Raw genomic sequence first — 21,881 nt, 5'->3', positions numbered from 1 at the left:
TATTTTTACTTTCCAAGATCAGCAGACTGTTCAGGCGTTTCTACCTTTGCGTCTTCCCCGACGACAAGATCAGTGACAATGACGGCTGCTTCCGGATCTACCACTTTTCCGTCAAATCGTTCAATGCCGCGGAAATATGTCTGATCCGTAAGAAAAGCGTCTCCGCCCACGTCAGTTGATTTGATTTCGAATTTTTGACGGTCAAACATGAAATATGCACTTTCAAAATCACCGAAAAGAATATGAGTCTTTTGTGTTTTGTCGTCAGTTACAATTTCGTCATAAACCTCAACCGGACGTCCGAACAAAAGGAAGCTGTCTTCGTCCCTAGGATCTTGAGCTAAGATGCCTCTGCCGTTTTTATCTTCAATATTTGCCAGAGTTTCAAACGCTTCAGTATTCATAACCCACTTTGCATTTTTACGATATCCGCGTTTAATCTGGTTTTTAACCTTGCGTAGAAATTTAATCGTAATTACAGATGGCGCTTTAAGCGTTTTGTATTTGCCGCTGGTAATGATGCCTTCAACATTCGTCTCCCCACCTTTTCCATAAAAGACTTCATCATTTTCTGTCACTACAGCGGATTCAGAGAGCCAGTCTACAATCTCACGAACAAAGTTTACAAAAGAATCATTTAATAGCTCGCTAGAAACAGGCAAAAATCCGGCGAACTTTTTAACGTTGTACCAGATTTGTTCAAATTCCATGTTTTTTAGTTCTTTAATTTGTTCTTTCTCGGCTGTATTATAGAGTTTTCCGGCTACACCTTTTCGGACTGTATAACTCCCTGATGGAGCAGTTTTAGGCACAACGCGAACCAGATTCCGAACGGAATTTAATTCCTTGATGGATTTCAAAATCTCTTTTGAAATATCGTCCGGAACAGTATACCCGCCGTCTTTATCACTTCCAGAAGACAACGAGCGATTTTCTTTCAGAACACGCTGCATCATGCTTCTTTCTTCTTCTCCAAGGTCATGACTGCGTCCGGTCAACACTTTAAACCAAGCATCCCGGTATTCTTTTGTAGCTGTTAAAATATCGCGCTCTTCGGGTTCTTCATCGGGCTTTCGTTCGAATTCTGGTACAAAGTTTCGTTCTTCACCCAATGCCGGCAGTTCCAAGCCACGCTCTTCTGACATAAGCTCAATTTGTTTTTGCAACGCCTTGGCTTCATCAAGCATACTGCGGGCTTCTTCGGACTTCCCTTCATTCAAAAGATTGGATGCCTCTTGTTTTTTCTGTGTGAATTTTTGTCTCAATTCACGTTCTTTTTTCGTCATAGCAACTGTCATTCGTATTTCCTCCTTGAATTTGGACATAAAAAATAGACCTAAATTGTCAGGTCTAAAAGTTCAAGCTCTATTTTTAATTTTTCAATTGGGGCAGCACGCATTTCTTTTAACTGCTCCACTTTAGCCAAGCTTCGTTCACCAATCACTGCCTCCGTATCGCTATAAGCAGGCGTCGTTACGAGAGAAATGTCAAAGATACGTTCGATATTATTGATGCGGCGTTCATAAATGTCTTCTTCATCATTATGGCGCCATTCGTCCGGATCTCCTTGACTGTAATCCAAAGAAAAAGCAAAAGAACACTGATTAACGACTCCGCTTCTAACATTCACCATTAAATCTTTCGCGTATGACGTGTCTGTAGGGATAAAACGGAATTTGAGACCTATTGCATCTGTTTCTAGCTCCAGCCTCCCTACGTCCTCAGAAACGGTATTTCTCGCTAAGGGATAATCCTGACGGTGGTTAAAAAGAGCGACTACGTTAGAAAGGTCTGTGGAATCCAGGGCATTCCGGCTGATGATTTCTTTAAACCATCCTCCCAACGGCTCGGACCATTTTTCGAATTTCAAAGCGTACCCCTCAATAAAATGCCTTTTCTCTTCGCCTTCGCCGGCAGAGCGCAACTCAATTTTCGTTGTCAGATGACGTACTTCCTTGCTCATGTTTGCCATCACCTCCTTTACTTGAGCCAGCTTTGTTCATTTGATACTGCTCCAATGAATCAAGGAAGGTATAGTTAAGCGACACAAGGTGCCGATCACCGTGTTCAATCGCATTTTTCTCTTCCAGTGCACGAATTTCATTGATATTTAAGGCGCCGATCCGTTCCATAATTTCGTAATACTCGGCCCTTGATTTTGCATCACCGCGCAGCTCGCTGTTTACATTGAATTTGATGTAAAACCCTTCATTTATTTCACCATCAGTAAAAAGCTTTGTGATGATTTCCTGTTCAAAGGATACCAGCCAAGGATGCAGCGTATTTTTTACATACTCAATGGACTGGTGCTCAATATTGTTGAAAGTAGCACGATCCAGTTCATTAATTTTGTGCAGAGGGACTTTATAGATAGACGCAATTTGTGCTTTGTTGAATTTCATCGACTCCACAAATTGCGCTTCTTGTAAAGGCATTGAAATTGATTCATATGAAAGACCGGCATCAATAATTGCGATGTTGCGGCCCGCATTGACTTTTTCCCATTCATCTCTAGCCCGATTTTTTGCGTCTTCATCAATTAAGGTTGGAACTTTCAATATTCCCCGGGGAGTAGCATCATTTTTATACAATTTCGCATTAAATTTGGTTGCAGCAGACTGCGCACCGATATGTTCCCTTATGACGCCTATCGGACTTTTTCCGTTAATCCCGTCTTCTGTCATACCCTTGAAATGCAGGACCTCATCCGCATACAATTCAACACTTTTTGAATTAATGACCGTTTCATACCACAGTAGACCGTTGTTCGGATTTACATAGGCCTGTGTATTGGCCGGATTTAACGGTAATAAGGCTATGATTTTACCTGTTTTATCTACTTTGATATAAGAGTAGGCATTTCCCCAAAGACAGACGTGAATCATCATTAGCTTTTTCCATGTGAAAGCCGTCATGTAACGATTAGGCTTCAAATAGAGTAATTGAGCAACAGGATGTTTCATGCTGCTGATAATATCACCTTGGCGACTTTTGAACGTATGGACTGAAAGCTTAGCAATGTCATCAGACAATACATTCACACATGAATAGACATCAGGATGAATTAAGGCGGTTGATTCGCTCACACGTTCACCGCTGGCCGTCTTTGAGCCGCCGAACATATCAATGATCCAGTCAGGAGGGTTCGCAAGGTTCCAAGTCTCTGATTCATTTGATCTTTTTGAAAACAGCCCTTCCAAAAACAATCAATCACCCCCTTTTTTTGCTAATTAACACCGCATAAAATATAAAAAAGACACCCGTCGTCAAAAGACCGATGTTTGTATGCAAGCGATATGCGGCGCACGCTATAAATGCTGCACCTGTGATAAAAAGAAAATCGTTTAACAGAAGCAGCATGAATGCGAATATTTTTTTCACGATTACACCGCCCTTAGAAAGAGAATGACGCTGATTTGATATATGAGTTCAGGTCTACTTCATTATCAGTTTGAGAAGCTCGTACATAAGCATTAATCAATGCGGCTACAGGATCAATCCGTTGTGTTGATTTGGATTTATCCAGCATGATATTCTCTTGAGCATCTACTTTGGTTACTGCGTTCCCCATCGCCCAAGTTAGCAGTGAATTTTTCGGATGAATGACTTTTTTTGATTTCACCTTAGCTCTGAAGCCTTTAGTCGGTTCCGATAGAGTAGCAACACCCTGACGAATTTCAATCATTACATATCCGTCCGCCTCCATCTGCTGAGCAAACTGCGTCGCATTGTATGGATCATATCCAATTTCTTTGATACACCAGCCATTTTCCTGCTCCATCTTTTTGATGTAAGCCCTGATGTAATCATAATCAACAACAGCGCCGTCAGTTGTCGTAAGCCATCCCCTATCTTTCCATGTGTCATACGGAACGTTGTCGGTTTTCATTCGCTCAAAAAAAGTATCCTCCGGCATAAAACCGTGGCTTTCCACAGCGAACCGCCCATCATCCAAAGGAAAAACGAAAGATGCTGCGGTTAAGTCAATTGTTTTTGACAAGTCAATTCCGACGTAACACTCCCTGTTTTTCAGATCCGGAATTTTGTCAGAACCGCAGTCAGCCCAGGCCTGCATATCCATATAGCCGTTTTCTCGCATGTTTACCCAGATGTTCATGTTTTTTGTCATGAAATTTCTCATTTTCTCTGGGACAGCAAGCGCGACCTCCAATTCCCCACGTAAATAATTCAAACCGTGCTCATTGGCAGCAACAATCGGATTCGCTTTAATCCAGTTCTTTTCATCTTTGACGTCATCGCCTTTATCAAGCTCATTGACCATTACAAAATATTGCTCGTTCTGTTCGACCTTATTCGGGTCCAGTATACGAGACACGTAGTCATATTCCACACGATAAGCAGGATTATTTAATTCAAAGCCGGCCGTCGTAATAATTAACATTAATGGCTGGGCGCGGGCGGCCATACCAGAGGCCAGGACGTCATAAATTTCTGAGGTTTTATGGGCATGGTATTCGTCGATGATGCCGCATTGCGGGTTGAACCCGTCTCCGGTCTTCCCGGCATCTTTAGAAAGCGCCTCAATTTTCGACTGTGTTTTGGGATGCTCAATTTTCCCATAAGCAATCCGATATTTCTTTTCCGGCTTGTTCAAAAGGTCGCTTTGCATGATCTGCGCCTTAATTTCATTCCAACAGATTTTTGCTTGTTCAGTTTTTGTAGCCCCAATGTATACCTCGGACATATACTCATCGTTGGCCATTGTCTCATAGGAACCAACACAGGCGAGGCTCTGGGTTTTGGTGTTTTTACGGCCGACCTGCCAATATACCTTTTTAAATCGGCGGTAGCCGGTATCCTTATGCACCCAGCCGTACACATTACCAAAGATGAAAATTTGAATAGGCTCAGGAACAATATTTTCACCCTGTAATGGCCCTTTCGTATGTTTAAATTGTGTCATCCAGTAAAGGAACCGACGAGCTTTTTCGTCATCAAACACATATGGGAATTCTCTTGTACCTTCCCTACTCACATCATTTAAAAAGCGCTGGCAAGCCCATATGTGTTTTTCGCATGCCACAATCTCCCCCGATATCACATCGCGCGAGTAATCAAGTAGAAACTGTTTGATTGTCTTCATACATTTTTAAACTCCTTTTCTGCAGCTGTTTTCTCCCGTTCTTCCTGTGTACGAGTGATAGCAAGCTTTGCCCGGGCAGACGGAGTCAGGCCGAAGTCATTAGCAGCCGATTTCATCTGATCATAATAGTTTTTTTGCCGCTTTAATAAAGGATGTTCTTCCCCTATTAACTTGATAGGATTGCCCTCTTCATCCTTGCCTTCTGTATGAACCATAATCCCGTCTTCTTCAATCACTTTTGATATAGAGATATACTGAGAGTAGGCATTACAATAGGCAGCCAACATGCTGATGTCCGCTTCCGTTATGATTTCGACTTCTGTTAATAAAGCAGCAACCCGCTTGAATTCTTTTTTTCCGACCTTATCCAACCACGTTGGCGGTTTTATATTATCGGATCGCATTTTCAGCTTTTTCTCGTGCTCTGCCCGGGCGGCCAGCTCTTCCGTATTCTTTTTATTTGGGTTGCCCTGTATCAATTGAAGCGTCGCGGATTTTGCAGGTCTCGGCATGTTCTCACCTCATTTCTCTTCAAAAAAGTTGCATTTTTTACTTGTTTTTTTCACCAATCGTGATACGATGGAATTAACAATAAAACCAGTCGTACCAAGCCCTCTCGGCAATTTCGCCGGGAGGGTATTTTGTTTTTCCGGAACTTTGAAAAGCGGTGTTTGTTTGCAGAAGAGGGATCGCCGTTCTCCGTTCGTTTCCCTTCCAGAGATTTGTTAGGGGGGAGGGTCACTTGCCCTTACTGCCGTGAGCCTTGTTGTGACAGGCGTTACACAAGCTTTCAAGGTTCTTTATGTCCAATCGTTTCGACCAATCTTGCTTTACTTCCACAATATGATGCACCATGTCAGCCGGAGTGAAGCAATGATCTTTCAAACAATGCTGACAGAGATAATTGTCTCGTATCAAAGCAAGTTGTCTTGTTCGTTTCCATTCAGTTGATTTATAAAAACTTGTTATTGTTTTGTTTCTTGAATGTTTGTTGTAATGTTTTGTTTCTTCTTGTTGCTGTGTCTTGTGTGTATCGCAGTACCGGTTACGGGTGAGGCTGGAGCATCCGCGAGTAGCGCATACCCTGAGAGGTTTAAGGGGCATCCCTTCCACCTCGCTCATTCCTGTTACAAAAGTTCTCTTTCCATAATAGCCTTGGTGGTATGAATTCCCCTTTTTCATCCCTATCTCTAACCCCTAAACTCTCATATGGAAGATGCAATAATCCTTTAACCTTACTGTATGGATGCATTTCGCTTATACGTGCAATACGTTCAACTGCTAATAGGTTATGCAATCCATAGTCACCAAGGTAACCTAAAGCCTCTACGATATCAGCATCCTTCCAAGGGCAACCTGAGACACACAATTGGTATAAACCCTCATGTATCATTGCTGTAGTTATATTGTGCTTTGTGGCAGTGTTATAAGCCTGCACGCGTAAATCCTCATCAAATTGCATAGTGACCTCCTAAAAAATAAAACACCTTTCCAAAGAACAGAAAGGCGCTACTGATTAATGCTTTTATTCTCTTGATCAATTAACGGTTTCATAAGAACTTCAATCTGCGCCTTCACCTTTTCATATTCAGTAAGGAGACTGGCAGCTTTCTTTACTCTTTTTGCTTTTCTGTATTGGTTTCTTATTGTTCTTATTCTCTTTATAAGAGATCTGATATGAGGAGTTGTTACAGAGTAAACCGTTTTATGATGGCAAGCCGGGCATTGAATGAACCCCACAACGACACTATTTGCTTCTTTATGCTCAAATAATTCGATCGCGTGATTTGCTCCGCATTGTTCGCATTTGCTAAGCGGGTTCATAATGTTCCCTCATCTGTTAAGCCTGTACTCAACCTTCTTTCGTCTATACCAATAGCTCCTTGATTGTGGCTAATTCGTCTTACCGTTCCATCTTCTCTATGTGTAACAATATCAATATAGATTGGCTTATTCCCGTACTCATCTCCAGTAAGATAAGAGAAATCTACACGGACTTTATTTTTTATTTCTTCGCCTTTATATAAAACACGCGGAACGGAAGTAATGTCATCAAGCTCGATCTGTAGCAATGGCGTTTTATGCTTGCCACCAGTTTTCATACTATTCATCCTCCTTCATATTCTTTCTAAACTGCCCCCGCACTCAAGCCGTTAACCGCCGATTGTCTATCCTGAGATTTACCGGACGCAGTTTACAGAGAATATAAAAAGCGCCTTCTGGTAAGAAGACGCCAAAAATTAAAGCTCTAGTGTGAATCATTTTGTGTTAACACAAGAAATTTCAAAAATAAATGAATCACTCGGACAATTGATAAAATAGCAAACACGAATACAAAAATCCAAAGGTTACCGAACACAAATTTAACAAGTGTATACGTATCACTATTAATAAACAATCCACTTATAGACAAGAAAGAAATCGCGAAAAGACCTATAATAGCAATAATAATATATCTTAATAATTTTTGGTACGCACCTAACCTTTTCAAATTTTTGACCAGTTCATTGTTTGAAAGTGATGGCATTAATGTTATAGCAGCTGCTAAAAAACCTACCGCAATTGAACCTAAGCTTATCGAAGATGACATTATATCTTTATAATTCTTTAAATCTAATAGCGAAAAATTGAACCATATAGAAGTTCCAACTAAAACAATACTTAATATTAATGGGTAGGTTCTTTCAAACATTTTCCTACCTCCTATTTTAACTTTTATTAATATACATTCTATTCAGGTTTACTTCATGAAACTTATATGCTTTTGGCAAAGCTTCCACAACTTTTACAACCGTTAATTTTTCTTCCTTTTTTAATTTGAATTTTTCTTCATAGGTTACTTTATGTTTGATTAAATTTATTGATTCCATATCATCATCAATCTGACCTCGAACTATTATGTTAGACATATTATCTGAAAAACCTAAAAGTGATTTAACCTTTTTTTTGGCTTCATCTAATGAGAGGTGACTTCCTCTTTGAGATCCAATAACAACGTTCAGTGAACTTCCTAATAATTTTTTAGCAAGCTCTAAATCACCATTCATTCCTCGGTTTTGTTCTTTCGCAAAATCTAAGTTTGTTGGATTCGAAACTGAATATTCAATTTTCTTAACCATATCCATCTTATCAAGCTTAACGATAACCTTGGGATCAATAATAATTTCTAAATCACAATCGTCTTTTTTTGTAAGTTTACTCAAATAAGAAACAAACGCTTTATACCCTAATCCAAGTCTTGAATTTCTTTGAAGAACAACAACTTCATTCATAGGGTTATATAAAAAAGCAGTATCAAAAAGTGGTCCTTGATCCGGCTTTGTAGCAACAGTCATTCTCTCGGCTTGTAAATCACCAATGTTTGCTTCATCTAGAACATTTATTTTTTCAACGTTACAAACATAGAATCCTTCGCTAGTTTTTTCAATCTCCCATATACGGCAAACAAAGCCGAACAGTTCTATATTGTTTACCTTCCCCTCTTTCCTTAATTTAATTTCATTTTCTAGTGCATTTACCAGAGCATTTTGGTCTGTTGGGCAATTAAAAGTGTAAAAATCAAAATTCACTTTTCTTGTAGGCATATTATCACATCTCCTTACAACCATTATATCGGTTTTAAAGGATGGTAATAAATGCTATGCAAAATTTGTCGAACGAAAGTGTCTTTCATAAATAGGTGGCAGTCGTAAGACAAAAAAGCACCCTTTAGCTGTGGGTGCAATCAACGTTTCTTTTTATAGCCTTCAATATCTTTTCTCAAGAATAGGCGATCTCTGTTTGTTGATTTAATCGGATTTAATGTCTTATGATCAACCAGCTGCTTTAAGTTCTGCCGGCTGCATCCGATAATCTCAATGGCTTCTGATGTCGTTATGACTTCTTTGTCCATGAACTCTCTCAGCTCGTCAACATTCGCAAAAACAAATTTAGTCATTCCGCAGGTTCCTCCATTTAAGGATAATATTAATGATGGTCACTACCAACCATATCAAAGCCAATATCATTGTTATGATATCTAGGGTGCCTAAATTGCTGTAGTCTTTATCCACAAATACGATCACAAACAGAATGAAAAATAAAATTGTTGAGCCATCTACTAATTTTTTCATAAGAATGGGCATGGAATTTTACTGTTACAGTATAACAGTAAAATGTTATAATAAGGCGAGGGGATAAATCCCCTCCATGCTTATCTGCGACGTTTCTTCTTGGCGGGAGAACGTCGTTTTTTGTTTTTGCTTCCCTTCATGTCCTTAATATTCTTGATCATGGTTGTGATTCCGGTAAGAATTGCAACCAGCCAAGCCAAGTCCCGAAGGATAAGCTCAACCATTTCCATGCTCTCTCAACACCTCCTTTCTATACTTTAATTATAACACTTATATTTACCACCGTCAATATATAATTTGGTTTTATTTTCTTATTTTCGCTCCTTATGCTAATCGCTTTTTTAAGATTGATCTTACGCATACTCCGAGAGGAAGCCAAGTATAGTAAGACCGGTCAATGAAACACGATATTACTATTCCCCGATACGGCCGCCGCAGACTAGCTGCTATCCAGGCTCAGAATGTTCCTCTCGTTCGGCTTCATTCCTCAACACCTTTGTTCCGTATCCGGATACGCCATTGATAAGGGTTAGGCGCGTCACCCGTCTTTTGTTGATAAGTTAAGTCTATCGAGATTTCAAACATAAATAGTCCCCCCTTTTCTCCCCCAATTTGTCCCCTGTTTTGTCGGAAATTTGTCGATAAAAAAGCACTCAGATAATTCCGAGTGCTGTAGCAATGCGTAAAATGGCACGCTGTTTTATTTCATAATAGGTGTCCTTCTTCATACCGAGTTCCATATAGATATGAATGTCTTTTGTTTGGCTGGCTGTTAAGTATTTTTTCTCAATGATCATTCGTTCTTCATCGTCCAGGCTGTTTTCTAGCGCCCTTTCCATCTGCTTAACCTTCAGTTCATTTAATATGAAAGAATCTCTGATTGAAGGAAACGGACTGATGCCAGCGTCAACCGATTCCTTTTTATTCTCAAGCTGTACTTTTAATGCTCGATAATCTTTGAGTTCTTTGATCACGATTTTACGGACTGCCTTCAAATCCACAGGATGAAGGAATGAAAGTTGTTCTGTCACACCCGTCCTCCTTTCCTTATTTTTCACGTTCCCATTTTTGTATTCGTCGTTCAGTTAAGCAAACCCACACAATGAGGGCAAATGAGTTCAACATGAAGAGAGCAGCTATAATAGAGATAATCATTCCGCGGCCTCCCTACCTAATCTTGTGGGTATCAAATATCATTTGTATAGAAATACTCACTAAATAATTCAGATCGTTTATACTTTCGGCGTGCGCTATTCTTCTAATAGTCGCGATTTCAAAATCATTAAACTCGTGGCTTTTTCTGTCACACTTTGCAATAAGCCGATCTATTTTTCTTTTTAATCGCGCCAGTTCCTTATCCTCACTCACTTCATACCCTCCCGTCCTTTTGGTTTTTTCAAACCGCATTCCAACGCATTCAAAATATCTTTCAACTTGCTGTTATCATACGGGCCGTATATTTTATTTTTTATCACTAATACAAACTCACGTTCGGTTTCAATGTATGCAAAATCCCCCAAAAGGTAGTTCCTGACTACCCCCATTTATTTCACCCTTGAGAGACGCTGTACATCCGAAATAGTCAGTTGGTGATCAGCTTCACGGACAGCCTCGGCAAATGTTTCAATTCCGGTATCCCACAAACCATGACGCTCTATAATCTCAGAAAATTCCTCAACATCATGCTCACGGATACCCCAGCTGTCTGGATCAGTAGCGGCACCGTATACCTTCACCCATTTCCTTTGATCTTCCGGGTCCGGCTCTTCCCATTCTTCTCGAGTAAAATGGCAAAGCTCATGATCTACCAGGGCAGCGCGCTGTTCCTCCGGCATCGTCTTCCATGCAGCCTTATTGATAAACACGAATAGCATGTAATCCGTCATATGACGTTCGAACGCTGTGCATTTCTTCGCCTTTCCTGCCCACTTGCTGTTACCCTCACGGAGATAAAACCCTATTTGTTGTTTAGCGTCTTTTAAATGTGGGTGATGCTCGTCAATTATGCTTTCAGCCAGTTGCCGTACTCCCTTCGATTCCTCAAAACCTACAAATGCCATGTTACTTCCTCCCTTTGGTTTTTATTGATTTATACAAGCCCGCCTTTCAGCAGTTCCCGAGCCATATAATGAAAGTGGTGATAAATGTAATTGCCGGTAGCGTTAGGACTGATAAAAACGGTCGAAAAGCCGTAGCGCACTTCGAATGTTTTCAAACTGCCCAGCAGCGCTTTCGGTTCATACTTTGAACGATATTTTCCGTTCAATATTTTTTGATACCCCTCCAGGTCTTCCACCAGAAGAGTGAAAGGATGCCTGGACGCCCGAATCAATTCATTTTCAAAACGGGAACGGTCTTTTATCGACTGAACCAGCTCGTCCACTCCGTTTTTCCGTTCTATGGCTGCATTCAAATACATGTCCCGGCTGATTCCGTATTCTTCGTTTTTTGGAATCATGGCGGAATAGTCGCCTGTTTTCATCCCTTTGAATTTAATTAAAGCTTTCTTTTTGCGGAGATACTCAAGCACGTGCTGGTTCTTTTGCTCTCTCGTATCCACAATAATGATCATGCTGTCCAGAATCTCTTTTAACTCCGTTTCCGAATAGTTATAGTGAATAATTGTCATGCTTTCTTCCCCTTAAAATACGACATGGCTCGATCATAAATTTCTATGGAAAGCTGGTCCGTTTCCTCACTCTCAAAGTTTGAAACGGATTCTTTTAGCTCCCTCCAGCCGTTCTCCCAAAAGAGAACGAGTAATTTCATCACTTTCATAACTGATTCAAAATCATGATTGAACCAGTCGTCTATTTTTCTATTAATATCTTGATCAATGCCCATGTAATAATTAATAATTTTATCTATGGTCTGTTTCACATTATGTTCATCATCCGAGTATTCACCTTTCAAATACCGGATAATACGCTTTTTATAAGATTGGACAAACGCTTCAAGCTCTGGATAGACTTTTTCATGATTCTCAATATAGAGATCGTTTCCATCAAGAACCAAACGAGACCCCAACACCTCTAAATCGGAACAAATTTGTTTTGGGTGCAATTTTCTCACCTCTTTTTATCAAAACGGGTTAATGAGTTAACGAAGGTTAATGCATTTTGTATTAAAGCTCTATATATATATTTATTTTTTTATTAATTAATTTTCATGTGAGGGGAACAAACAAAATCATTAACCCTTATTAACCCTAAAAATAATTAAAATCTATAGATAGAGCCTTAATCCCTTGATACTAAAGGATTTATAGCTTTTTTCTATTTATAGAAGTAACCTTTTTGGAGTCACTGTTTGCATTTGATTCATTAACCCCTTCGTTAACCCTTTCCGAAAAATTCAAGTGGCTCTGATATTTGTTTAGCCCTATACCATAGAAGAAGACTTTATTTTTCGCTCCGTTTTCCTTCTTAAACCCTCGAATTTCAATTTGTCTATAAAAAGCACGATTTTTGAGTTCAATCTCATCATTTTCATAGCACCAGTTTTTGTAATCCTTATAGAGCTCTTTTGCTTCAATTTTTGCTGAGGGATGAACAACACATCTTTCTGACATATACGGCCCTAATATATCCATATCCTCGCGGTAACCTTCCGTTGCTTTTCGGATCACTTCTGGTTCTTTAAGCCCTTCCTTCTGCCATTTCAAGCAGCCTTCGACCGCCCACCTGAGAATCCCAGGCATTTCTACGGCAAGTTTCTGCGGGAGCTTTTTGTCCACTTTTTCTTTCGGAATAGTAACAGTGAATGGTACAAGCCGGATACGGCGCCAGATACCCTCATCGCTGCCTTTTACAATTGGTTTATGGTTTGTCGTAAAGAACACTTTGAATTCTGGGGTAAACTCAAAATACTCCTGACGTAAGAAACGCGCGGACATCTTTTCGCCCCCGGTGATCTGCTTCACCAAAGACTCAGACAGCTGCTGGCCTTCTTCACTCTCAACGGCCGACACAAAGCGCGCCCCGTCGAGCCGGGCAATATCATTGTTGATGCTACTATCATTCTTCTTTTTTATGAATGTGTCACTGTTCGTCTGCCGGCCGTAGTCGCCCAACAGTTGTTGTACGGTATTGATAAACGTTGACTTACCGTTACGGCCATTCCCGAACAGGAAGAACATGACCTGTTCCGTAGTTTCCCCGGTCAATGAATAACCAATTGCTTTCTGCAGAAATTCAATAATTTCATAGTTCGGGTTGCCCTCTTCATCTATGAAAATACTCTCCATGAATGCTTTCCAGTTAGGACAGTCAGCATCCTTTTCATATGCAACCGGTGAAATTTTTGTAAATAGCAAATCGCGGTCATGCGGCAGAAGATCGCCGGTTTTTAAATCAATTACGCCATTTTCGCAATTAAACAAGTATTTATGTGAATCAAGCTCCTGTTTTCTCACGGAAACCATTGGCCGTGCGTCGAGGATCGTATTCATCCGAATATTACGGCGCTCGCATTTCTTGGCCCAATCATTCAATTGCTTTTTCCTATATCCGTCTTCAGTAGCCTGGGCCTCGCCATAAATCGCCCGGAGGGTTTGAGCTGTTATAGCTTCAATCTTTCGCTTGCTGTCCTCCTGCCACATCTTCCCGTTCCATATAAGCCATTCAAGCTCATTACAATAGCGAATATTTTTCCCGTGGTAATATACGATGCGTTCAGCATTGCCGAGCTCCGTTAAGTGAAAAGTCGGCGGTGTATCTATGATTTCCTCAGTGTCTTCTACCTGGGCGGTAGGTGGCTGAGAAAAATAAACCTCATATGGCTTTTCCTGCTGTTCCATCAGGTCGGATATTGTGGGGCCGGTCGAGTAGATAGCTGCAGCAATGGTCATTTCTCCATATGTAGCCCCGTCGGCTGAATGCTGCCGATCCCACTTTTCGCGAAACAAATTTGATTCACGAAACATAGAATCCATTTTCGATGCGTCCTTATCCGTCCAGAATGCCAAGTGATTACATAAAGCCATATCTGTGGAGGAATGGTCGCCATTAACCAGTTGGCCGTTAAACAGGTCCTGTATGCTTTTTCCGTTTTTACTGTTGAACATTCTTTCCCAAATTTCTTTATTTGAAAGGTTACTCATATCGCTTTCTGGTTGCGATCGGGTGCTGGCCGGTCTTGCTTCTTCCTTCTCAGTCAGATACTTATCAAAGATGGTTTTGATCTCTGCCGATCGTTCCTGAACAGGCCCAACATCAAGGCTGCTTCCCGTGAATGTAAAATAACGGCCATGCCTGTATACTTCCAAGCCCTTATCTATATTTTTTCTACCTGTGCCCGGCCCGCGTAATGGGAGCTTACCTTTGGCGATAATATGAACGCCCCCGCCACTCGGAGAGTATTCAGTATAACTGCTGACCGTTTGAATAATTTCCTGGGCGAAAGGAGACAGGACACCATCATTTACACAGTGATCTATATCTATTCCAATGAACGGATCATCTTTAGAGAACATGAAGCCGATGCCGTCATACTCCTGTTCATTGAAAAACTTCATGATAGTTGCAAAGGTGGACCAGGTTCGCTTATTGCTTGATTGGGCCATGCTGCCGTCAATCTGATATGGCACTTTCGTTTTTTTACCGTTACGCTCTTCCGAACGCCATAGAATCCACTGAGGGGCGTTTTTTAGCTCTTGCGGTATATTTTTAAAGTCGTACATGTGGTTAACTCCCCTTTAAAAACGAGGGAGCTATACACTCCCTCAAATGTGTTTCTTGTGATCAAAATGGTACATCTTCGTCGCTCACTGTAAATGAGCCGGTAGCCGGTGCCGGCGCTTCTGACGGCTTGAATGCTTTAACTTCTGGATATTTTTTGCCGTTATGCTCTCTTTCTCCGACAACTAAGCGAACCGGTTTATTGAGAAAAGCATTTGCCCATTCAATATGATCCTTAAATTTCATTCCGTTCGGGAAGCCCGCGGCCTTTGATGCTTGATGAAATCTCCACATGGCGTTATCTGTAACAGTGAAATTGTCATATAAAATTTTCTGCCCCTGACATGGCTGCTCAACGTCGGAACGGATTTCATAATCAACAACAAGACGCTGGTTGCCGGATGCGGCTGTTTTTCCTTCAAAGTTGATAACTGTTGCCTCATATTCTCCTGGTTTAATTGGTTCAAATGAATCGCCTTTGCTGTGGTCTACTGTAAACATATTTAATTCCTCCAAATTTTTTATTTGCCGTTCAGTACGGCTACAAGATTTTCAGTAATTTGCTCAACTACATGTGGATTGGTGATGTCTTCATTTCTCAGATCATAAAGCACGCTGTCTATGCCACTGTTTAATCTATCAATCTCTGAAATTAACCAGAGTATGTCTTGACGGGCGTGTGCGATGAATCTGGCGTCTTGCTCTCGTTCACACTCACCGCTAATGAGGTCACTGTCTTGATCGAGTATATATGCCCCTTCCGTGGTGATAACATAATGCCACGGACCTTCCGTTGCTGCATCGGCACGCTGCCGGATTTCCTCAAGCTTCATTTTGATCACCTCCCGCAGCCTTTAATCTCTTAAGGGCAGCTGTCGCCAGTTTGATATTCCATTGTTCAAGCTTCTGGTTGGCTTTAATCTGAAATTCCTCAATCATTTGAGCAGCCTTTTCGTTGTCCTCAATCATCATTTTGATGTGAGTAATCAAGCCGACGCGTTCTGTTTCTTCCTCCGCCTTTACGTCAATACCGAGCTCAAGCCACTGATAAAGTTTCCGGCCGACTTCCGGGCTTAACTTGATTGAAGAGCCTTCAAACATACGCGTATTGTCCTTGGACGTCTCAGCCATATGATCAATGCCGATAGTGAAATTGAGCATGAATTCATATTCCATTTCATCTTTTTGGACGGGCTTTGTCCCAACCTTACGCGGAGCCATTTTGCCTTTATCATCGGGCTCCACTACATACTCCGTTTTTGTTCTCAATGTCGCCAAGATGTGAACATCATTTTGCGTTAACGTCTTAATTAGCTTGGTTGTTTCCGGCGCAAGCTTGCCCCAGTTTTGAAACGAGTTACCGGACATGCTGCCATGTGTTTCAACTATTCCGCCTTCACCCTGCCAGTTGTGTGAGAGTGAATCAATTACGACAACTTCGGCTCCGGCGTTCTTAATTGCTTCGACTGCCATTTGATATCGTTCTGTTGTGTAAGGCGGGGTAAAATCGATGTGCTTAAAGCTCCCGATCCGCACATCATCAAATTGCAAGTTTGCATATAGTTTGGCGCGCCGGTGTTCGGTATCAACTACGCCGATCTTTGACCAGATTTCCTCATCGCTTACCTCTGGGTATGCTTCACACATCATTCCGTAGGCTACCAGCAGGGCGCCGGCTGTTTTACCAGAACCACTTGGACCAATAAAACCCACAATTGCTTTTTCCTTTTGACGCTGCGCGTCTGTTACTTGAAACATCCCTTACACCTCCACTTTGAAGCTGACTGTTTCCGGCTGCACTTCTACGCCCGGGACAGCTTGTCCATTTGAATCAATTACGATCGGTTTACCTTCAAGCTCAGTGACAGTCAATGTCTTCTTAAGGTCACCCCAGGATACAGACTCTTTTATAAACTCTGTCATACCGGCATCCTTCACATGCTGCAGAAGTTTTTCCTTGTCCACTTCTTTAGGGGCTGCTTTTGTTGTCCGGCTTTTAGATTTCCCGTAAGGTGTGGAAAGTGTTTTTACCTTCGGGTCTTCCTGCAACTGCTTTGTATGATAGACATTCACCAGATTCTCAAAGAATGAAAGACTGTCAGCTAAAGGCTTAAGCTCCTGCCTTTCCCATTCTTCAATACGTTGCTTTTCTGTGGCTGCCAGCGCTTTGATTTCCTTTTCCTGCGACTTGAGAGCAGCTATTTTCCGGAAAGCCCAGTTCAGGCTGTTCATATCAGTAATTTCAAACTGTGGACGGTCTCCCGGCAGTTCGCCGTTATTAATTTCATTTAGTTCAAAATCCTGTAATGGATTCATATGAGGCACCTTCCTCTATTTGATTTTGTTGAGAGATCCATTTAAAATGGAATTGCTTTTGTTTTTATAAGTCCACATTGCCGTGTGGGCTTTTTTATTGATCTTCTTCATCGGCATCCTCTTCCCGATCCCGGTCATAATGGAGATACTCTTTTGGATAACCGTAACGGTTTATTTCCGTTATGATTGGATGCTCAAGGTTCATGAACCTGGCCGCCTTATTAGTTCGACGTTTATCCCCCTGTTAAAAAATCGGGTTGCTATTTCACGCAATTGAACAACTTGTATCGGGTGATGCATCCGTTTGAGTTCTTCGCAATGCTGCTTTAGGGTTTCAATCATTTCTAAACAGCCGTCGAAGTCACCATCTTGAATGGCGTCCGGAATCAAGTCTTGTAGAAGAAATTCCATTGACTTGATTTTTCGTTCTGCATTTTGACGATCTGTTTTCAAAAATTCATTTAAGTTCATGGATTGGCTCCTTTCCTTCCGCATTTAAATAAACAGCACAGTATTTAACCATTTTTTTTCTACAGTAATCGCCGATGAGTGGCCGATTTTTTTTGATCATCATTTGTTCAAATTCAGCGAAGAAGGCCGCGAGGTCAAGCGCCTTTTCTTTCCGCATTCGGCTTCTCTCCTTTCTCCAGGGCTTCTTTCTCAAGCAACCTTGGAACTGATAGTTTCATAAAAATCTCATAAAGCCTGTCTTCTACATGTGCCGGCAGCTCTATCATATCCACCCTCCTCAACTACTTGTATTTCCGTCATTTTTAACACATTTAAATCCAGATTTATTAAAATCGCTATTCTGGAAAGTGTTTTTGTACTCGGCAGATATCTGCCGTTTTCGATATCAGAGAGATAAGTTCTGGACATACCCAGTGCCTTCGCCATTTCTGTCTGTTTCAAGTGCTTTTCTTTTCTTTTGTCCTTAATTAAAGCCCCAAGCTTTTTCCCATCCAGCATGATTATCACCTCCCGTTAAGGTACGTCTAAATTGTATGGTATTCACGACATTTTGTAAAAGTCGAAATTTGACGAAATTCAAGCATTTTAAAGATTCAGAGAGTATTTATCTTGTATTTCCGTCAATTTACTAAAAAATACTTGTATTTCCGTCTTTTTTAGTATTGTATTTCCGACATTCGGATACTATAATTGTGTCATGCCACAAGACACAGTGGCACAGTGAGGCACTATGTGTTGTAAAGGAGATAGGTGATCATAATGACTGTAGGGCAAAGAATCAAAGCCATTAGGAAGGAACGTAAATTAACCCAAGTGCAACTGGCTGAAAAAGCCAATCTTTCACGTTCATACCTTGCAGATATTGAAAGAGATAGATACAACCCAAGCCTTTCCACATTAGAAGCAGTTGCAGGCGCGTTGGGCATTCAGGTCTCTGCCATTGTTGGCGAGGAAACTCTTATTAAAGAAGAGCAGGCCGAATATAATTCAAAAGAAGAAAAGGACATTGCAAAACGTATGGAGGAAATAAGAAAGGACTTAGAAAAATCGGACGGTCTTAGCTTTTCTGGGGAGCCCATGAGTCAAGAAGCTGTTGAGTCTCTCATGGAAGCGATGGAGCACATAGTTCGTCAAACGCAAAGAATAAATAAAAAGTACACTCCAAAGAAATATAGAAAAGACGATCAAGAATAGGGGGCCTTATACTTTGATAAAAGCAGCTGTGCAAAGACTAATTAAAAAGTATAAAACCAGTAATCCTTATGAGCTTGCATCATACATAAATATAAATGTTATTCCATGGAACTTGCATCATGAAATAATGGGTTTTTATAAGTATGATAAGCGAAATAAATATATCGTTATCAATTCCAACTTAAACCAGGCAGAAAGAACTTTTGTGTGCTCCCATGAATTAGGGCATGCACAGTTACACCCACGGGCAAATACACCATTTATGAAAGAGCGTACTCTTTTCTCAGTTGATAAATATGAGGTTGAGGCAAATACCTTTGCGGTTGAGCTCCTTCTTCCCGATTGGGTAGTAAGCCAATATAAAAATACTGAATTCACCCTTGATGATATAGCTGTCATGAATGGGGTTCCTGCAGAGTTAGCCCACCTAAAAGACCTATCAGAGCTAAAAAATTTTTAGCCCAAAAACAGAACATACGTTTCCAAAAAGGGAGGATAGATTATCATGAACTTGATGGATGAAAACACTCCAAAGAATGTCGGGATATACGTTAGGGTTTCAACAGAAGAACAAGCAAAAGAAGGGTACTCAATATCTGCCCAAAAGGAAAAGCTAAAAGCGTATTGCATTTCTCAAGGATGGGATAGTTACAAATTTTATATTGATGAAGGCAAGTCCGCAAAAGACATACATAGGCCGTCGTTGGAGCTGATGCTTAGGCACATAGAACAGGGCATTATTGACACAGTTTTAGTCTACAGGCTCGACCGTCTGACCCGCTCTGTCCGTGACCTCTATTCCCTTTTAGATTACTTTGATAAATATCAGGCAGTCTTTCGTTCTGCTACGGAAGTTTATGACACAGGATCAGCAACAGGCCGGCTATTTATTACATTAGTGGCCGCCATGGCGCAATGGGAGCGAGAGAACTTAGGGGAGCGGGTTAAAATGGGGCAAGTTGAAAAAGCGCGTCAGGGACAATTTAGCGCGCCCGCACCATTCGGATTCACAAAGGAGGGTGAGAGCCTGGTCAAGAATCCAGAGGAGGGCGAGGTCCTTTTAGATATGATAGATAAGATCAAGAAAGGCTATTCGCTCAGAGAACTGGCTGATTATCTTGACGAATCTGACGCTATTCCGAAAAGGGGGTATAAGTGGCACATAGCTTCTATCCTGGTTATCTTGAAAAACCCGGTATTATATGGCGGATTTCGTTGGGCGGGTGAAATATTAGAGGGTGCATTTGAGGGCTACATATCAAAAAAAGAATTCGAACAGCTCCAAAAAATGTTACACGATCGGCAAAATTTCAAAAGAAGGGAAACCTCATCAATATTTATTTTCCAAGCAAAAATATTATGCCCCAATTGCGGCAGCCGCTTAACGTGCGAGCGCTCCATATATTTTAGGAAAAAAGACAATAAGAACGTAGAAAGTAATCACTATAGATGCCAAGCATGCGCCCTAAACAAAAAACCGGCAATTGGAATAAGTGAGAAAAAATTCGAAAAAGCACTTATAGAATATATGCAGAATGCGAACTTTAAGCGCGAGCCTAAAATACCTCAAGAGAAGCAACAGGACTACGATAAACTCCATCAAAAAATAATTAGTATTGAAAAGCAGAGAAAGAAATATCAAAAAGCCTGGTCCATGGAGCTAATGACTGATCAAGAGTTTGAGCAGCTTATGGCTGAAACAAAAGAGGCACTGCAAAAAGCTTTGGCCAAACTTGAGCAGAATGATTTACACCCCATAGAAAAACCTTTGAATATTGAGCGAGCTAAAGAGCTAGCAAAGATGTTCAGGGAAAACTGGTCTGTCTTAACAGGAGAGGAAAAAAGGCAAACTGTACAAGAGTTAATAAAACATATTGAGTTTGAGAAGAAAGACAATAAAGCCAGGATTTTAGACATTCATTTTTATTAGGGTTTATGTAAAGTATAAACAGACAAAATGCTCCTGGGATAAAAAGCGCATATCCTCCATCACATACTTCGCCCCGTCTTCCGGAGAGCGGATGACGCAATGCTCCCCGGCGGATGTCTTATGAATGCGGCTCCCCAGCTCAATTGCGGCAAGAATCTGAACGGCTTTCACCGTGCCGATTCCCGGAATGCTGGAAAGCTCCTGGGCAGAGGCGCCTTTTAACAGTCGCAGCCCGTCAAACGTCCGCAGCAGCCGGTGAGCGAGGTTCATGACGGACTCATGTTTCGTTCCCGTCCGCAGCAGGATGGCGAGCAATTCATTGTTAGAGAGATGTTCGGCTCCAAAGTGCAGAAGCCGCTCTCTCGGTTTTTCTTTTTCGGGGAAATCTCTTAATTTTAACGGCAGATCACGGATGATCAACCCCTCCTTGTTCCCCTTCCCGGTTTGAACATCAAGCTTTTATATTAAATTCTTTCAAGGCTCTCATTGTTTTAGCGACAGGAAGCCCGACGACAGAATAAAAATCACCGTCTATTTTTTTCACTAAAAGCGCGCCTTTTCCTTGGATGCCGTATGCACCTGCTTTATCCATCGGTTCTTTTGTTTCAATGTAGAGCTGTATGTCGTCTTCACTGAGCGGCCAAAACGTCACTTCCGTCGTGTCACAGAACGTTTCTTTCCGGTCATGCGTCTGAATGCTGACCGCCGTAATGACTTGATGGCTTCGGCCGGAAAGCCTCCGCAGCATGTGTGCCGCTTCTTCTCTGTCATGCGGTTTGCCGAGGCATTCGCCGTCTATGCACACCATCGTGTCAGCCCCGATAACGACTGCATCGGGATTTTCGGCCAATACAGCACCGGCTTTTTGCTCGGCCAAACATTGGACGTTTTCTTCCGGCGAAAGGTTTCGATTTAATTTTTCTTCTGTGCGGCTTGCAATAATGCTGTAAGGAATCTGAAGAAGATTAAGGAGTTCTTTTCTTCGCGGAGATTGTGATGCGAGTATTAAGCGTTTTGTCATGATTGTCATCCTTTCAGGGTTTGCTTAAGAAAAAAAGATACTTGTCTATCCTACC

The 21,881-nt window shown here is 41.3% G+C and carries 29 protein-coding genes and 1 pseudogene; 3 read left to right on the top strand and 27 right to left on the bottom strand.

Features of this window, described 5'->3' with window-relative positions; genetic code table 11:
• Positions 1 to 5 precede the first annotated feature (5 nt).
• The 25 genes from OVA33_RS11335 to OVA33_RS11215 all read right to left on the bottom strand — a co-directional run bounded on the left by OVA33_RS11335 (position 6) and on the right by OVA33_RS11215 (position 18,179).
• Positions 6 to 1,298 (bottom strand): phage major capsid protein, encoded by a 1,293-nt coding sequence (locus OVA33_RS11335; RefSeq protein ID WP_046559944.1) that lies wholly within the window; start codon positions 1,296 to 1,298, stop codon positions 6 to 8.
• 38 nt (positions 1,299 to 1,336) lie between these two features.
• Positions 1,337 to 1,963 (bottom strand): HK97 family phage prohead protease, encoded by a 627-nt coding sequence (locus tag OVA33_RS11330; protein WP_071181893.1) that lies wholly within the window; start codon positions 1,961 to 1,963, stop codon positions 1,337 to 1,339.
• Positions 1,926 to 3,206, bottom strand: coding sequence for a phage portal protein (locus OVA33_RS11325; protein ID WP_015387940.1), 1,281 nt, complete (start codon positions 3,204 to 3,206; stop codon positions 1,926 to 1,928). The genes OVA33_RS11330 and OVA33_RS11325 overlap by 38 nt, the downstream gene beginning before the upstream one ends.
• Before the next feature lie 188 nt (positions 3,207 to 3,394).
• Positions 3,395 to 5,104 (bottom strand): terminase large subunit, encoded by a 1,710-nt coding sequence (locus OVA33_RS11320; protein ID WP_071181894.1) that lies wholly within the window; start codon positions 5,102 to 5,104, stop codon positions 3,395 to 3,397.
• Positions 5,101 to 5,616, bottom strand: coding sequence for a phage terminase small subunit P27 family (locus OVA33_RS11315; protein ID WP_071181895.1), 516 nt, complete (start codon positions 5,614 to 5,616; stop codon positions 5,101 to 5,103). The genes OVA33_RS11320 and OVA33_RS11315 overlap by 4 nt, the downstream gene beginning before the upstream one ends.
• A gap of 226 nt (positions 5,617 to 5,842) precedes the next feature.
• Positions 5,843 to 6,208, bottom strand: a complete 366-nt coding sequence (locus tag OVA33_RS11310) for an HNH endonuclease (RefSeq protein WP_015387938.1) — start codon at positions 6,206 to 6,208, stop codon at positions 5,843 to 5,845.
• On the bottom strand, positions 6,198 to 6,566 hold the full coding sequence (locus tag OVA33_RS11305) for a hypothetical protein (protein WP_015387937.1): 369 nt from the start codon (positions 6,564 to 6,566) through the stop codon (positions 6,198 to 6,200). The genes OVA33_RS11310 and OVA33_RS11305 overlap by 11 nt, the downstream gene beginning before the upstream one ends.
• 47 nt (positions 6,567 to 6,613) lie before the next feature.
• Positions 6,614 to 6,928 (bottom strand): hypothetical protein, encoded by a 315-nt coding sequence (locus OVA33_RS11300; RefSeq protein WP_071181896.1) that lies wholly within the window; start codon positions 6,926 to 6,928, stop codon positions 6,614 to 6,616.
• Positions 6,925 to 7,206 carry a hypothetical protein gene (locus OVA33_RS11295; RefSeq protein WP_071181897.1) on the bottom strand — a complete coding sequence of 94 codons (282 nt, stop codon included), beginning with the start codon at positions 7,204 to 7,206 and terminating at the stop codon, positions 6,925 to 6,927. The genes OVA33_RS11300 and OVA33_RS11295 overlap by 4 nt, the downstream gene beginning before the upstream one ends.
• A 146-nt stretch (positions 7,207 to 7,352) precedes the next feature.
• Positions 7,353 to 7,796 (bottom strand): hypothetical protein, encoded by a 444-nt coding sequence (locus OVA33_RS11290; RefSeq protein WP_071181898.1) that lies wholly within the window; start codon positions 7,794 to 7,796, stop codon positions 7,353 to 7,355.
• 16 nt (positions 7,797 to 7,812) lie between these two features.
• A complete protein-coding gene (locus OVA33_RS11285) occupies positions 7,813 to 8,688 on the bottom strand; it encodes a DUF6731 family protein (RefSeq protein WP_071181899.1) in 876 nt (291 codons plus the stop codon).
• A 140-nt stretch (positions 8,689 to 8,828) separates the two neighbouring features.
• On the bottom strand, positions 8,829 to 9,041 hold the full coding sequence (locus tag OVA33_RS11280; RefSeq protein ID WP_046559952.1) for a helix-turn-helix domain-containing protein: 213 nt from the start codon (positions 9,039 to 9,041) through the stop codon (positions 8,829 to 8,831).
• A 255-nt stretch (positions 9,042 to 9,296) separates the two neighbouring features.
• Positions 9,297 to 9,446: a hypothetical protein gene (locus OVA33_RS11275; RefSeq protein WP_164967576.1), complete on the bottom strand. Its 150-nt coding sequence runs from the start codon at positions 9,444 to 9,446 to the stop codon at positions 9,297 to 9,299.
• Positions 9,447 to 9,869: 423 nt separating this feature from the next.
• Positions 9,870 to 10,247 (bottom strand): ArpU family phage packaging/lysis transcriptional regulator, encoded by a 378-nt coding sequence (locus OVA33_RS11270; RefSeq protein ID WP_019260088.1) that lies wholly within the window; start codon positions 10,245 to 10,247, stop codon positions 9,870 to 9,872.
• A 513-nt stretch (positions 10,248 to 10,760) separates the two neighbouring features.
• The gene (locus tag OVA33_RS11265) at positions 10,761 to 11,276 is read right to left on the bottom strand and encodes a putative metallopeptidase (RefSeq protein WP_071181901.1); all 516 of its coding nucleotides are present in this window, start codon (positions 11,274 to 11,276) and stop codon (positions 10,761 to 10,763) included.
• 29 nt (positions 11,277 to 11,305) lie between these two features.
• Positions 11,306 to 11,845 carry an ERCC4 domain-containing protein gene (locus OVA33_RS11260; RefSeq protein ID WP_071181902.1) on the bottom strand — a complete coding sequence of 180 codons (540 nt, stop codon included), beginning with the start codon at positions 11,843 to 11,845 and terminating at the stop codon, positions 11,306 to 11,308.
• A complete protein-coding gene (locus OVA33_RS11255; protein ID WP_071181903.1) occupies positions 11,842 to 12,279 on the bottom strand; it encodes a hypothetical protein in 438 nt (145 codons plus the stop codon). Before OVA33_RS11255 ends, OVA33_RS11260 begins: the two co-directional genes overlap by 4 nt.
• A 199-nt stretch (positions 12,280 to 12,478) precedes the next feature.
• Positions 12,479 to 14,896 carry a phage/plasmid primase, P4 family gene (locus tag OVA33_RS11250; protein ID WP_071181904.1) on the bottom strand — a complete coding sequence of 806 codons (2,418 nt, stop codon included), beginning with the start codon at positions 14,894 to 14,896 and terminating at the stop codon, positions 12,479 to 12,481.
• Positions 14,897 to 14,957: 61 nt separating this feature from the next.
• Positions 14,958 to 15,395 carry a DUF669 domain-containing protein gene (locus tag OVA33_RS11245; protein ID WP_046559959.1) on the bottom strand — a complete coding sequence of 146 codons (438 nt, stop codon included), beginning with the start codon at positions 15,393 to 15,395 and terminating at the stop codon, positions 14,958 to 14,960.
• A gap of 20 nt (positions 15,396 to 15,415) precedes the next feature.
• On the bottom strand, positions 15,416 to 15,727 hold the full coding sequence (locus OVA33_RS11240; RefSeq protein WP_071181905.1) for a hypothetical protein: 312 nt from the start codon (positions 15,725 to 15,727) through the stop codon (positions 15,416 to 15,418).
• Positions 15,717 to 16,652: an AAA family ATPase gene (locus OVA33_RS11235; protein WP_071181906.1), complete on the bottom strand. Its 936-nt coding sequence runs from the start codon at positions 16,650 to 16,652 to the stop codon at positions 15,717 to 15,719. The genes OVA33_RS11240 and OVA33_RS11235 overlap by 11 nt, the downstream gene beginning before the upstream one ends.
• A 3-nt stretch (positions 16,653 to 16,655) precedes the next feature.
• A complete protein-coding gene (locus tag OVA33_RS11230; protein ID WP_071181907.1) occupies positions 16,656 to 17,210 on the bottom strand; it encodes a host-nuclease inhibitor Gam family protein in 555 nt (184 codons plus the stop codon).
• A gap of 201 nt (positions 17,211 to 17,411) precedes the next feature.
• The gene (locus OVA33_RS11225; protein WP_071181908.1) at positions 17,412 to 17,681 is read right to left on the bottom strand and encodes a YqaH family protein; all 270 of its coding nucleotides are present in this window, start codon (positions 17,679 to 17,681) and stop codon (positions 17,412 to 17,414) included.
• Positions 17,668 to 17,838 (bottom strand): hypothetical protein, encoded by a 171-nt coding sequence (locus OVA33_RS11220; protein WP_164967577.1) that lies wholly within the window; start codon positions 17,836 to 17,838, stop codon positions 17,668 to 17,670. Before OVA33_RS11220 ends, OVA33_RS11225 begins: the two co-directional genes overlap by 14 nt.
• A 68-nt stretch (positions 17,839 to 17,906) precedes the next feature.
• Positions 17,907 to 18,179 (bottom strand): helix-turn-helix transcriptional regulator, encoded by a 273-nt coding sequence (locus tag OVA33_RS11215; protein WP_046559963.1) that lies wholly within the window; start codon positions 18,177 to 18,179, stop codon positions 17,907 to 17,909.
• 261 nt (positions 18,180 to 18,440) lie between these two features.
• On the opposite strand from OVA33_RS11215, the gene OVA33_RS11210 reads away from it, so the two are divergent.
• Genes OVA33_RS11210 through OVA33_RS11200 form a run of 3 tightly spaced genes read left to right on the top strand, consistent with a single transcriptional unit; the run spans position 18,441 to position 20,805 of the window.
• Positions 18,441 to 18,875 (top strand): helix-turn-helix domain-containing protein, encoded by a 435-nt coding sequence (locus OVA33_RS11210; RefSeq protein WP_046559964.1) that lies wholly within the window; start codon positions 18,441 to 18,443, stop codon positions 18,873 to 18,875.
• 13 nt (positions 18,876 to 18,888) lie between these two features.
• Entirely contained in the window at positions 18,889 to 19,335 is a 447-nt protein-coding gene (locus OVA33_RS11205; RefSeq protein ID WP_015968241.1) for an ImmA/IrrE family metallo-endopeptidase, read from the top strand.
• A gap of 45 nt (positions 19,336 to 19,380) precedes the next feature.
• Positions 19,381 to 20,805: a recombinase family protein gene (locus tag OVA33_RS11200; protein WP_015968240.1), complete on the top strand. Its 1,425-nt coding sequence runs from the start codon at positions 19,381 to 19,383 to the stop codon at positions 20,803 to 20,805.
• Positions 20,806 to 20,817: 12 nt separating this feature from the next.
• On the opposite strand, the pseudogene radC reads toward OVA33_RS11200, so the two are convergent.
• Positions 20,818 to 21,225: pseudogene (gene radC, locus OVA33_RS11195) on the bottom strand (RadC family protein); the annotation flags it as partial.
• 31 nt (positions 21,226 to 21,256) lie between these two features.
• On the bottom strand, positions 21,257 to 21,826 hold the full coding sequence (locus tag OVA33_RS11190) for a Maf family protein (RefSeq protein ID WP_012118105.1): 570 nt from the start codon (positions 21,824 to 21,826) through the stop codon (positions 21,257 to 21,259).
• Between the last annotated feature and the right edge of the window lie 55 nt (positions 21,827 to 21,881).

It is taken from the genome of Bacillus sp. KICET-1 (assembly GCF_027721405.1).
Classification (GTDB): domain Bacteria; phylum Bacillota; class Bacilli; order Bacillales; family Bacillaceae; genus Bacillus; species Bacillus velezensis.
This window is presented reverse-complemented; position numbering and strand designations above follow the sequence as displayed.

Coding starts and splice junctions, on each gene's coding strand:
- OVA33_RS11240 (WP_071181905.1), bottom strand. CDS start 15,727: ATGAAGCTTGAGGAAATCCGGCAGCGTGCCGATGCAGCAACGGAAGGT.
- OVA33_RS11300 (WP_071181896.1), bottom strand. CDS start 6,928: ATGAACCCGCTTAGCAAATGCGAACAATGCGGAGCAAATCACGCGATC.
- OVA33_RS11315 (WP_071181895.1), bottom strand. CDS start 5,616: ATGCCGAGACCTGCAAAATCCGCGACGCTTCAATTGATACAGGGCAAC.
- OVA33_RS11330 (WP_071181893.1), bottom strand. CDS start 1,963: ATGAGCAAGGAAGTACGTCATCTGACAACGAAAATTGAGTTGCGCTCT.
- OVA33_RS11265 (WP_071181901.1), bottom strand. CDS start 11,276: ATGGCATTTGTAGGTTTTGAGGAATCGAAGGGAGTACGGCAACTGGCT.
- OVA33_RS11220 (WP_164967577.1), bottom strand. CDS start 17,838: ATGCGGAAAGAAAAGGCGCTTGACCTCGCGGCCTTCTTCGCTGAATTT.
- OVA33_RS11230 (WP_071181907.1), bottom strand. CDS start 17,210: ATGAATCCATTACAGGATTTTGAACTAAATGAAATTAATAACGGCGAA.
- OVA33_RS11225 (WP_071181908.1), bottom strand. CDS start 17,681: ATGAACTTAAATGAATTTTTGAAAACAGATCGTCAAAATGCAGAACGA.
- OVA33_RS11290 (WP_071181898.1), bottom strand. CDS start 7,796: ATGTTTGAAAGAACCTACCCATTAATATTAAGTATTGTTTTAGTTGGA.
- OVA33_RS11200 (WP_015968240.1), top strand. CDS start 19,381: ATGAACTTGATGGATGAAAACACTCCAAAGAATGTCGGGATATACGTT.
- OVA33_RS11260 (WP_071181902.1), bottom strand. CDS start 11,845: ATGACAATTATTCACTATAACTATTCGGAAACGGAGTTAAAAGAGATT.
- OVA33_RS11190 (WP_012118105.1), bottom strand. CDS start 21,826: ATGACAAAACGCTTAATACTCGCATCACAATCTCCGCGAAGAAAAGAA.
- OVA33_RS11295 (WP_071181897.1), bottom strand. CDS start 7,206: ATGAAAACTGGTGGCAAGCATAAAACGCCATTGCTACAGATCGAGCTT.
- OVA33_RS11305 (WP_015387937.1), bottom strand. CDS start 6,566: ATGCAATTTGATGAGGATTTACGCGTGCAGGCTTATAACACTGCCACA.
- OVA33_RS11250 (WP_071181904.1), bottom strand. CDS start 14,896: ATGTACGACTTTAAAAATATACCGCAAGAGCTAAAAAACGCCCCTCAG.
- OVA33_RS11245 (WP_046559959.1), bottom strand. CDS start 15,395: ATGTTTACAGTAGACCACAGCAAAGGCGATTCATTTGAACCAATTAAA.
- OVA33_RS11210 (WP_046559964.1), top strand. CDS start 18,441: ATGACTGTAGGGCAAAGAATCAAAGCCATTAGGAAGGAACGTAAATTA.
- OVA33_RS11215 (WP_046559963.1), bottom strand. CDS start 18,179: ATGCTGGATGGGAAAAAGCTTGGGGCTTTAATTAAGGACAAAAGAAAA.
- OVA33_RS11285 (WP_071181899.1), bottom strand. CDS start 8,688: ATGCCTACAAGAAAAGTGAATTTTGATTTTTACACTTTTAATTGCCCA.
- OVA33_RS11280 (WP_046559952.1), bottom strand. CDS start 9,041: ATGACTAAATTTGTTTTTGCGAATGTTGACGAGCTGAGAGAGTTCATG.
- OVA33_RS11235 (WP_071181906.1), bottom strand. CDS start 16,652: ATGTTTCAAGTAACAGACGCGCAGCGTCAAAAGGAAAAAGCAATTGTG.
- OVA33_RS11320 (WP_071181894.1), bottom strand. CDS start 5,104: ATGAAGACAATCAAACAGTTTCTACTTGATTACTCGCGCGATGTGATA.
- OVA33_RS11310 (WP_015387938.1), bottom strand. CDS start 6,208: ATGCCCCTTAAACCTCTCAGGGTATGCGCTACTCGCGGATGCTCCAGC.
- OVA33_RS11335 (WP_046559944.1), bottom strand. CDS start 1,298: ATGACAGTTGCTATGACGAAAAAAGAACGTGAATTGAGACAAAAATTC.
- OVA33_RS11275 (WP_164967576.1), bottom strand. CDS start 9,446: ATGGAAATGGTTGAGCTTATCCTTCGGGACTTGGCTTGGCTGGTTGCA.